Source organism: Saccharospirillum impatiens DSM 12546, from assembly GCF_000423605.1.
Taxonomy (GTDB): Bacteria; Pseudomonadota; Gammaproteobacteria; order Pseudomonadales; family Natronospirillaceae; genus Saccharospirillum; species Saccharospirillum impatiens.
The window spans coordinates 208,841-219,496 of sequence record NZ_AUIH01000004.1 but is presented as its reverse complement, the minus strand read 5'-3'; the positions used below and the strand labels follow the sequence as shown (position 1 = coordinate 219,496).

Annotated in this window: 11 protein-coding genes; 3 read left to right on the top strand and 8 right to left on the bottom strand. The window is 57.0% G+C overall.

Translation table 11 applies throughout. The annotated features are described in order from the left end of the window. The 3 genes from G565_RS0104600 to G565_RS0104590 form a co-directional block, all read left to right on the top strand. Nucleotides 1–280, top strand: a 280-nt coding sequence (locus tag G565_RS0104600; protein ID WP_028669901.1) for a transposase, incomplete at its 5' end; no start/stop codon positions are given. A gap of 45 nt (nt 281–325) precedes the next feature. Next, nucleotides 326–1,348: a UDP-glucose 4-epimerase GalE gene (gene galE / locus G565_RS0104595; RefSeq protein WP_028669900.1), complete on the top strand. Its 1,023-nt coding sequence runs from the start codon at nt 326–328 to the stop codon at nt 1,346–1,348. Nucleotides 1,349–1,541: 193 nt separating this feature from the next. After that, nucleotides 1,542–2,315 (top strand): methyltransferase domain-containing protein, encoded by a 774-nt coding sequence (locus G565_RS0104590; protein ID WP_028669899.1) that lies wholly within the window; start codon nt 1,542–1,544, stop codon nt 2,313–2,315. Nucleotides 2,316–2,405: 90 nt separating this feature from the next. On the opposite strand, the gene queE is transcribed toward G565_RS0104590, so the two are convergent. From queE to G565_RS0104550, 8 genes are all read right to left on the bottom strand, one after another. After that, nucleotides 2,406–3,077, bottom strand: coding sequence for a 7-carboxy-7-deazaguanine synthase (gene queE / locus G565_RS0104585; protein WP_028669898.1), 672 nt, complete (start codon nt 3,075–3,077; stop codon nt 2,406–2,408). A gap of 58 nt (nt 3,078–3,135) precedes the next feature. Beyond that, nucleotides 3,136–5,598 (bottom strand): bifunctional diguanylate cyclase/phosphodiesterase, encoded by a 2,463-nt coding sequence (locus tag G565_RS22985; protein ID WP_169579613.1) that lies wholly within the window; start codon nt 5,596–5,598, stop codon nt 3,136–3,138. A gap of 70 nt (nt 5,599–5,668) precedes the next feature. Then, entirely contained in the window at nt 5,669–6,016 is a 348-nt protein-coding gene (locus G565_RS0104575) for a hypothetical protein (protein WP_028669897.1), read from the bottom strand. Then, nucleotides 6,013–6,804: a hypothetical protein gene (locus G565_RS0104570; RefSeq protein ID WP_028669896.1), complete on the bottom strand. Its 792-nt coding sequence runs from the start codon at nt 6,802–6,804 to the stop codon at nt 6,013–6,015. Before G565_RS0104570 ends, G565_RS0104575 begins: the two co-directional genes overlap by 4 nt. Further along, on the bottom strand, nt 6,801–7,319 hold the full coding sequence (locus tag G565_RS25795) for a DUF2878 domain-containing protein (protein WP_051207329.1): 519 nt from the start codon (nt 7,317–7,319) through the stop codon (nt 6,801–6,803). Before G565_RS25795 ends, G565_RS0104570 begins: the two co-directional genes overlap by 4 nt. Continuing rightward, a complete protein-coding gene (locus G565_RS22975) occupies nt 7,316–8,566 on the bottom strand; it encodes an SAM-dependent methyltransferase (protein ID WP_051207327.1) in 1,251 nt (416 codons plus the stop codon). Before G565_RS22975 ends, G565_RS25795 begins: the two co-directional genes overlap by 4 nt. Further along, nucleotides 8,563–9,384, bottom strand: coding sequence for a DUF1365 domain-containing protein (locus G565_RS22970; RefSeq protein WP_037337666.1), 822 nt, complete (start codon nt 9,382–9,384; stop codon nt 8,563–8,565). Before G565_RS22970 ends, G565_RS22975 begins: the two co-directional genes overlap by 4 nt. Then, nucleotides 9,375–10,640, bottom strand: coding sequence for an NAD(P)/FAD-dependent oxidoreductase (locus G565_RS0104550; RefSeq protein WP_028669895.1), 1,266 nt, complete (start codon nt 10,638–10,640; stop codon nt 9,375–9,377). Before G565_RS0104550 ends, G565_RS22970 begins: the two co-directional genes overlap by 10 nt. Nucleotides 10,641–10,656: the final 16 nt, after the last annotated feature.

The following is a 10,656-nucleotide window of genomic DNA, read 5'->3' as shown; positions in this document are numbered from 1 at the left end:
GGACTACCGCAGTAAAGGTTGGGCGAAGCGCTATTTTGAGAAGTGGTACAGCTGGGCTATTCGTTGCCGTTTGGAGCCGATTAAGAAAGTCGCCAGAATGCTAAAAGCGCATAAGGATGGCTTGTTGAATTACTTCGATCACCGGATCAGCAATGCCGTCGCTGAGGGATTAAACTCAAAGATCCAGACGGTAAAGTCCAATGCTCGGGGCTATCGTTCTTTCGAAGGCTTCAGAACAAGCATATTGTTTCACTGTGGAAAGCTGGATATGCTGCCATAGGGTTCCACAGAGTTTTACGAAGAGCCAAAAATAAAGGAGTTTGTTATGACCGTTTTGGTGACCGGCGGTGCCGGGTACATTGGCAGCCACACCTGCATTGAACTGATCTTGGCCGGGCACACGGTGCTGGTGCTGGATAACCTGGTGAACAGTTCGGCCGAATCGCTGCGCCGGGTTGAAGCCATTGTGAAGCAACCGGTCGATTTCGTGGAAGGCGATATTCGCGATACCGAGTTGCTGGACCGGGTGTTCAGTGAGCACGATATCGAGTCGGTTGTGCATTTCGCCGGGTTGAAAGCCGTGGGTGAAAGCACCGAAAAGCCGCTCGATTACTACGACAACAACGTATACGGCACCCTGTGCCTGCTTCAGGTGATGAAGCGCCATGGCTGCAAGAATCTGGTGTTCAGTTCATCGGCCACAGTGTATGGCGACCCGCACACGGTGCCGATTGAGGAGCATTTTCCGCTCAGCGCCACCAACCCCTATGGCCGCTCCAAACTGATGATCGAAGACATTCTGCGCGATCTGTATGCCTCCGATACGGAATGGCAAGTGGCGCTGCTGCGCTACTTTAACCCGGTTGGCGCCCATGAAAGCGGCACCATTGGTGAAGACCCGAACGGCATTCCCAATAACCTGATGCCCTTTATCACCCAGGTGGCCATTGGTAAGCGCGAGGCACTGTCGGTGTTCGGCAGCGATTACGACACGCCGGACGGCACCGGTGTGCGCGACTACATTCACGTAGTCGATCTGGCCAAGGGCCACGTTAAAGCCATCGAAAAACTGGACAGCAAGCCGGGCTGTGTGGCCTACAACCTGGGCACCGGTGTTGGCTACAGCGTGCTCGACATGGTGAAAGCGCTGGAAAAAGCCTCGGGCTGCAAGGTTCCCTACAAGCTCGTGGACCGTCGCCCCGGCGACATCGCCTGCTGCTACGCCGACCCGGAATTTGCCGAACAAGAACTGGGCTGGAGGGCCGGGCTTGGTCTGGACGAGATGATGGCCGACTCCTGGCGCTGGCAAAGCCAGAATCCTGATGGATATAAAGGACGCGATTTATGAAAAGACGTGGGACATTAAAAGACGTGGAACATTAACTGACGTAAGACATTAAAAGACGCGAAACACTGAAAGACGCAAAACACTAACTGACGTCAGTTCCTGTCCTGCGTCCCTTCATGTGTTGCGTCTTTCAATGTCTTACGTCCCTTGGTGTTTCACGTCCCTTCATGTTCCACGTCTTTTCAGGACCTTTATGGAATACGTTAATTTTGATCCTTTGGCGGAACGGTTTTCGAAGAATATATACGGCAGCCTGAAAGGTCGTATCCGCCAAACCCTGCTTGAAACCCTCTATCCGAAGTACATGCCTGAGTTGCGTCAGCCGGACCTGAGTGTTCTGGATGCTGGCGGTGGCCTGGGGCAAATGACGCAATGGCTGCTGGGTATGGGTCACCGGGTTGAGTATTTCGATGTCGCGGGTGACCTGGTGGCTCAGGTTGAGCAAGACGTAGCAGAATCGATTGCCAGCGGTCAGTGCCGGGTAAGCCAGGCCTCGGTGTTCGACTTTGAGTCCGCGCCAGACCGGGACCTGGTGATTGTGCACGCCGTGCTTGAATGGCTGGAGCGCCCGCAGGCGGCGCTGGATCGGGCCATGAACTGGGTAGCCCCGGGTGGCGTGATTGGGGTGATGGTGTATAACCGCCATATGCTCGAATTGCGCAATTTGATGCGTGGCACCCTCGAAAAAGTGAAGACCGGTCAGTTGCAAGGTTTGGCTGGCGGCCTTACCCCCATAACCCCCCTGAGCCCCGAGCCGGTTCGCCAACAATTGGTGGATGCCGGGTTTGAGATTCTCACTCAGGCGGGTATCCGCACCTTTTCTGATTTAACGGAACCGACGGTGTTGTCGTGGTATTCCGATGACGACATCATTGAGATGGAGCAACGCCTGTGTGAGCAGGCGCCGTATCGGGATTTGGGGCGCTATGTTTTGTTGCTGGCCAGGAAGACTGCTATAGCAGCATGAGCTGATACGCTGGTTGTATTTCAACCAACTAACTGCTCCCTCTCCCGCACTGCGGGAGAGGACTGGGGAGAGGGTTCACTTTTCTTTTCCTCAGGCGATGTTAACCACTTTGTGCGATTGCAGTGTCAGCCGCCACTCGGGGTGGGCGCGGCAATAGGCGATGGCGGCCTGGGTGCTGGTTTCGCGGGCCGGGTGGAGGGTTTCGATGTCGAATGGGTTGAGCGGGCTTAGGTAGCGCACGCTGGCTTCCATGTGAGCGAAACGTTCCGGCGGGGCTTCGGGCTGGGGGTAAACCAGTTTGAGCTCGTCGCAGCGCGCTATGATGATTTCGCTGCGGCCTTTGGGGCTGATGCACACCCAGTCGAGATTGGCCGGTAGCGGTCGTGTGCCGTTGGATTCAACCGCGCATTCGAAGCCGCGCTGGTGCAGGGCGTCGATCAGTGTTTCGGTTAATTGCAAGGCCGGTTCACCGCCAGTAAACACGACATAGGGCTTTTCGCCGGAGTTGACTGAGGGTGTCGGGGTTGGCCAGAGTGCGGCTATTGCGTCGGCCAGGGCGGTTTCATCGCTGAATTTGCCACCGCCTTCGCCATCGGTGCCAATGAAATCGGTGTCGCAAAAGGTGCAGATGCTGGTTGCCCGGTCGGCCTCACGGCCGCTCCAGAGGTTGCAGCCGGTGAAGCGGCAAAATACCGACGCCCGGCCGGTTTGGGCGCCTTCGCCCTGCAGGGTGTAGAACATTTCTTTTACGGAATAGGTCACGGGGTTGGAATCTCGGAAATCGGGTGAATTGGCTCGAACAAACCCTGGCAGCGGCGGGCTAGGGCGTTGCCGCTGCTGCCTGGGTATTGTTGTCTTCCAGAAGGCGCATGAAATCATCGGTGTTCAGCGGGGCTGAAAACAAGTAGCCCTGGTAGCGCAAGCAGCCGATGGATTCCAGAAATGTCAGTTGCTCTTCGGTTTCAACGCCTTCGGCTATGGTTTTCAGGTTCAGGTGCTGGGCCATGGCGAGAATGGTTTCAACAATGGCGGCGTCGTTGCTGTCTGTGGTCAGATCGCGCACGAATGACTGGTCGACTTTCAGTACGTCGAGCGGCAGTCGTTTGAGGTAGCTCAGGCTGGAGTAGCCGGTGCCGAAGTCGTCGATGGAGAAGGAGACACCGTACTGGCGAATTTCGTTCATGCGTACGATGGTCTCTTCCACCTCATTGATTACCATGCCTTCGGTAATCTCTAAATCGATGCACCGCGCGGGTATGCCGTACTCTTTGATCGCCTGTTTGACCTGGGCGAAGAACTCCGGCTGAGAAAACTGCTGGGGGCTGACGTTGATGCCCAGTACCTGGTGTTCGCTCCAGATGCCTGCGTCCATCCAGCGGCGCACGGTGGCGCAGGCTTCATTCAGCGCCCATTCCCCGACTTTGACGATCAGCCCCATGTTTTCCAGAACCGGAATGAATTCCACCGGCGATACCGTGCCCCGGGTCGGGTGTTGCCAGCGCATCAGGGCTTCGGCACCGAGAATGGTGTTGTCGCGCACATCGACCTGTGGTTGGAAGGTCAGGTAGAACTCGCGCCTTTCTACGGCCAGGCGCAAATCTTTCTCCATGCTCAGGCGGAAGGCGGTGGCTTCGGCCATCGCCTGCTCGAACTGAATGGCGTTGTCTTTGCCATGCGCCTTGGCCTGGTACATGGCGGTGTCGGCATTGCGCAGCAGGTCTGAAGCGCTGGTGGGGCCATCCGGGTACAGGGCAATGCCCAGGCTGGCGGTAACTGTCAGTTGTTGGCCGCCTATGAAAAATGGCTCGGCCAGGGCTTTGCGCAACCGTTCGGCGCGCTGGTAAGCCAGAATGCTGACTTCGCTTTTATCTTGCCCGAGGTCAGCCATGCAGATCACAAATTCATCGCCACCGAGGCGCGATACCGTGTCTTCGGTGCGCACGGCGTCTATCAATCTGGAGGCGGCTTCGCGCAACAGGGAGTCGCCCGCGCTGTGGCCCATGGAATCGTTGATGTTCTTGAAGTTATCGAGGTCGATGAATACCAGAGCACCGAACTGACCTGAGCGCTCTGCACGGCGCAACGACTGACCCAGCCGGTCGAGAAACAGGTGTCGGTTGGGCAGGTCGGTCAGTGGGTCGTGATAGGCCATGTGTTGCATGCGTGACTGGTTGCGCTTGCGTTCAGTGATGTCGACACCGACAGACAATATGGCGGGCTCGGCACGAAACTCGATGGGCAGAATGCGCAATTCCAGGGCGGTTAGGGTGCCGTTGCTGTTCATCCAGTCCAATTCGGGGATGAACAGGCTGTTCTGATCGGTCATTACCTGTTCGTCGGCTTCGATGATCAGTTGCCGGGATTTTTCGTCGTACTCACCCAGTATCTGACTCTGATGCTGGCCGGTTAGCTCTTCAACAGTGCTCTGGAAAGCCCGGGCAAAGGCTTCGTTCACCAAGGCCAGTTCACCCTCCCGGTTTTTGACATAGATAAGATGCGGCAGGTTGTCGATCAGCCGGCGCATGTTGGTGTAGGACTCTTCAGCTTCGTGCTTGGCCAGAGTCTTGTCGGTGATCAGGCGCTCAGCATTGGTCAGGTAGTGGTTGATGTGCGCGGTCAGTTGCCCGAGTTCATCGCGTTCATGACCATTGGGAGGTGTCAGCCGCTGACCGTCGGGATTTTCGGCGTCGATGGCATCCAGCGAGGTGGACATCATGTTGATCGGTTTGGTGACCAGTCGGTAGAAAACGATCAGGAACAGAACAATCAGGATGAAGTTCTTGACCACGCCCAGCAGAAAGGTCGATATGGCCCGGTCGGCAAAGCTTTGGTAAGCCAGAACGGTATCGATTTCCATGCGCAGCAGGCCGAAGACGTCACTGCCCAGGGCATTGGTTTCAAGGCGGGTTTCCAGGGTTTGCACAGGTTTGGTGACGAACAGCTCGTACCAGTGTGACTGGCGCTGCTGCTGTTCTGCGGACCGCTCCGCCAGGGGGGAGCCCAGTTCGTCGATAATGGCAACGTAGGTGACAAAATCGTACACGAACATGCCGTTGGCCACTTCGCTGGCCAGGTTGTAGTCGAGCGTGTGCACGGCGCGTGAGGCGGCAAAACGGGAGGCGTCCATGACTCGCTCGATGGATGATCCGAGTGAATTTCGTTCGACGTTAAAATCGTTGTAAACCTGATAGCCCGAACTGACCAGGCTGACAAGCAGGGCCAGAATAACGCCGCTGCGGGATAGCCGAAACGACAGGCGGTTTAAAAATCTTGGTTTGAACACCTGTGAAGACATCCGCTAAACGCCACCATGGGGCCGGGAAAGGGCCGCAAACATACTGAATGCTTACAGGTTAGTCAAAACCGGCGGATGCCGCCATGCGTTTTAGATGTTGCCAGCGAGTTACACACCAAATCGCCAGTACCGGGTTGCCCAGTGTCGGCAGTGTCACCAGCAGTAAAACCCGGACCCAGGGGTTGGGTTCAAACAGCCAGGCCAGGGCCAGTGCGATGAAAAAGCCGCTGTACAGATCGAACAGTGAGATCTGGCCCCATACCTGACTGCTCAGCCAACGGCCCTGTTCGGAAAACAGAGGCCAGGGGTCATAGAGCAGCATCCAGGCGACGAGCGTTGCCGAGAGGGTGGCGCCCACGATTAAAAACACCAGTGCTGGCCAGGCTTTAGCTCGATTCGGTTTCATGGCTGTTCATCCCCGGGGTATTCATAGTCGATGTTTGCTATGTAGTTTCCCCCGCCAGGCTTGGGCAGGTTGGTTAGGCCCGCGTAGCGCAGCAGACGCTGGCTCTGAATGTCGTAAGTCAGTTCGATGTCGCTGATCACGAGGCTGAGCAGGCGATTGCGGACGTTGAGTTCCAGCAGCAACCGGCCATCGGCTTGTTCGACCGGGCGCAATCGCAAGCCCAGCCAGCGGGTTCGAGTCGGGGCCAGAAACTGGAGTTCGACGCTCTCGCCGGCCAGCAAGGTGTCAAAGTGATCGAGAATGAAGTAGTGAAAACCGCCATCGATGACGTAATTGCCTGCATCTGACCAGTCGAGAAAACCGGACTCTACTGACTCTATGGTTACGCCGCTGTCTTCTGGCTCGACTGTTTCGGTGCGTTGCGGGTCGACAACCGTCAAACGGTAGGCCGGGCGGGCCGGTTGCCAGTAGGTCATGTCTTTTTGGGCGAGGGCATCGCCATCGGGCGTCAGATAGCGCACGGTTTCCTGCTGGGGGACACCGTCGACCAGTTCAAGGCTGTGCTGTTCGGTGTAAAGCAAGGTGCCGGAGTCGGCGTCATAGGCCTTGCCCACGAATTCACTGAGGCGGGTTTCTTCGGCCACAACGACTGTCGCCAGCCCGGACAGCACCAGCCCAAACAGCAGCTTGGCGGCCAGAGGTTGGCTGCGGCCAAACGACGCCGCTGGTTCAGGGTCTGCTGAGGCTGATCCCAGCCTGGCTTGTGGGAGAAGGGTCGGGTTTGTCATAAGGCCGTCACCTGCGTCGGGTGTGTGTGATTGGGTCGGTCAATCCACCAGTAGAATAGCGGTAGCCAGAGCCCCCAGGCCAGCGGCACGGCGAACAGCGCCCAGGGTTCCATGGTGGCGGCCCCGAACTGTGTGCCGGCGACGTAGCTGCCACCACCGCCGAACACACCCAACAGGATTTGCAGCGCTAGGCGGCCTTTCAGCCAGGCCAGAGAGTGGTTCAGCGTCAGCGGAAACATCAGCCACAGCCCGACAAGCCACAGAGGGACAGGTTGCCCAGCGCCTAAAAACTGAACGGCGGGGCTCAGGTGCCAGATAAAGTCGACCAGCAGCCCCCCGATCATGATCGGGATCACCGCTTGCCACTCTCGCCGGTTGCCAAACAAGGCAGCGTGCATCGCCACAAAACCGAGCGCCCAAAGAATCGCCCAGGCCGACTGGGTGAGCACCAGCAGGAACCAGCCGATCTGGAACCCGGCGTAGTTGAGTATGGCTTTGCCTGCGTTGAGTTTCATTGGGCGGGGTCAATCCAGGTTTGGCGGTTCTTGTCTTTGGCGAACATCACCTGATGCGTGCCAATGGCGCGTTCGGTAAAGCCGCCCTCGCAATAGGCAAAGTAGTAGCGCCACAAACGATAGAAGGTGTCGTCGTAACCCAGTGCCAGTATCTGGTCGCGGGCGGCCACAAAACGGTGGTGCCAGTCTTTGAGGGTTCGGGCGTAATGCTCGGTCATGTCTTCCAGGTGGACCATTTGCAGGTCGGTGTGACGCTTCATGTTGTCCATTAAAATCGACAATGAGGGTAGGTGGCCACCGGGAAAGATGTACTTGCGAATAAAGTCGACCGAGGAACGGTATTCCTGGTAACGCTGATCGGGCATGGTGATGCATTGAATGAGAGCGGCACCGTCGTCCGTCAGTCGTTCAGACAGCACTTTAAAGTAACTCGGCAGGTAATCGTGCCCAACGGCTTCGATCATCTCGATCGACACCAGTTTGTTGTATTGCCCGGTGAGGTCGCGGTAATCCTGTTTCAGCAGGGTGATCTGGTCGGCCAGACCCAACTCGTCGATGCGCTTGCGCGTGTAGTCGTGCTGCTCGTCGGAGATGGTGGTGGTGGTGACTCGGCAACCATAGTGCCGCGCTGCGTGGATGGCCATACCACCCCAGCCAGTACCGATTTCGAGCAAGTGATCACCCGGTTTCAGATCCAGTTTCTGGCACACGCGATCGAGCCGATGGTGTTGCGCTTCTTCGAGCGTGGAGTCGGGGCTCGGATAAATGGCGCTTGAATACATCATGCTGTCGTCGAGAAAGGCTTCGAACAAGTCGTTGCCCAGATCGTAATGCGCACGGATGTTTTTGCGCGAGCCGGCTTTGTCGTTCCGGTTTATCCAGTGGGCCATTCTGAGCAGGGGTTTGGTGACCATGCCCAGTGTTTTGTTCAGCGTTGACGTGGTATCGAGGTTGACCGCGAATACGCGCACCACCGTCGCCAGATCCGATGTATCCCAAAAACCGGCGACGTAGCATTCCGCCGCCGCCAGTGCGCCGCCTGTTAGCATTTCGCGGTAGGTGCGCGTGTTGTGAATGTGAACGCTGGCGTGTGGTCCGTCCTGATCCGGATTGCCGAAAACGTAGGTGCCAGACTGATCGTGCAGCGTCAGTGACCCGGTGTGAAAGCGGTTCAGGGCTTTAAAAAGCAGCCGCTGAGCAAGCGGGCCCTGGGTCCCGTCAAAACGCGTCGGAGTGGCCGTTGTCATGCCGTTGTTTCCTTTTTCTCTTTGTTCGGGTGTGGAATGAAGGGAACCTTCTTCAGCCACAATTTGAAGGCTTGCCAGTGGATGCCCGTTACCACCTTTACGGTCATCGCCGGGAAACGGATGAGGGCGCGGCGCATGGCCCGGGCGGTGATCGGCGCGGCTTCCATAACCAGTGTAGCGTCGAATACCTTGTTCTGTTCACGGTGGTTTTCCAGGTGAATGCGCAGGGTCGGTTGCGGCAAGCCGAAGACCCAGCGGTAGTTCATGTCCATCGGCAGGAAGGGCGATACATGAAACGCCTTGCTTAACCGGTATTCCCGGTACTGACGATGAACGCGGTGTGGTTCGTAATAGGGCCTTATCTCTGTGGCTCCGGCATCGGATGCTTCGGCCAGCAGCACGTAGGCGTGGCGCTCTTTCCAGGGCGTATTGGTGACTTCAGGCATGACCGCCAGCAAGCGGTCGTTGTGATCGAACACGTAATAGACCGACACCGGGTTGAACACATAGCCGAGGTAGCGCACGTGTGTCAGCACCCGCACCGAGGCGATTTGTGCGGGTTCGAGCTCGCTGTGCGCACACACCTTCTGAATGACCGCCTGCTTCAGGTCGGGAATGCTTGGGTCGAAGTAATCGGCCCGGCGAAAACTGGCCCAATTGAAGCGCTCGGCCGACCAGAAACGAGAGGTGGTAAAGACCTCGTCAATTTCATCGAGATCAAGATACAGCATGAACAACGGGTAGGTGAACCGGTGTTCTGCCGGGCTGTACCGGCGGTGGCGAACCCAGCCTTCATAAAGACAACTGTTCAGTGCCATGGATCAACTCCAAAACTGGATACGACGCGCAAGGCACTGTTGACACCGTCTTCGTGAAAACCATTGAACCAGTAGGCCCCGCAAAAGTGTGTGCGGTTCTGGTTACCAATCTGATCGTAACGGTTCTGGGCGTCAATGCCGGCCTTGGTAAAGACCGGGTGGGCGTAGCTGAAGCGGTCGATGATTTTGGCCGGATCAATGTCTTCTGTGCGGTTCAGCGTGACGCAGAAGGTGACCGGGGCATCGGTAAAGTTCTGCAGGATGTTCATGTTGTAGGTCAGGCCAACAGCGGCATCGGGATTCTTCGGAATGTGGTAATTCCAGGCCGCCCAGGCTTTTTTGTGGCGCGGCAGCAGGCTTTCGTCGGTGTGCAAGACAACATCGTTGTCGCTGTAGGGCAGCGCCCCCAGAATATCGCGTTCCTGATCGGTCGGAGCGGCCAGCATGTTCAGGGCCTGATCGCTGTGGCAAGCGAATACAACCTGATCGAAGCGTTCGGTTGTCTGGTCGGCAAGCGTAAGCGTTACGCCATCGGCATCGCGTTCGACACGGGTCACGCCACGGTTCAGGTGAATGCGGTCTTTGAAGGGTTCGGTCAGCGGTGCGACGTAGGCGCGTGACCCACCCTGTATGACGTACCACTGCGGTCTGTGCTTAACCGACAACAGGCCGTGGTTCTTGAAAAACCGAACAAAAAACAACGCCGGAAACGCTTCCATGTCGGTTTCACCGGATGACCAGATAGCGGCGCCCATGGGGACGATGTATTTGCGGATAAACGTCTTGCCGAAGCCTTTTTGTGTGAAGTACTCACCCAGGGTCAGGTCTGGCGTCAGGATGCCGGCTTCGAGGTCGTCGAGGCTTTCTTTGTTGAAACGCAGAATGTCCCGAATCATGCCCAGAAACCGGGGGTTCACCAGGTTTTTGCGTTGTGCGAACAGGGTGTCGATATTGTGGCCGTTGTATTCAAGGCCGGTGGCGTCGTCGCGCACACTGAAACTCATTTCAGTGGCTTCACGTTCTACCGCCAGCGGGGCCATCAGTTTGTTGAAATTGTGGTACACCCAGTCGTTGTAAACGATAAAGCCGGTATTCACGCCCCAGGTACGGCCGTCGATGGTGACATCCTGCGTGTTGGTATGGCCGCCAATGTAATCGTTTTGTTCGAACACCTGGATATCGTGATGCGGGTGCAGCATGCGGGCGGTGGTGAGGCCTGCGATGCCAGTACCTATGATGGCAATGCGTTGTGTCATTGACGGTCCTTTGTTG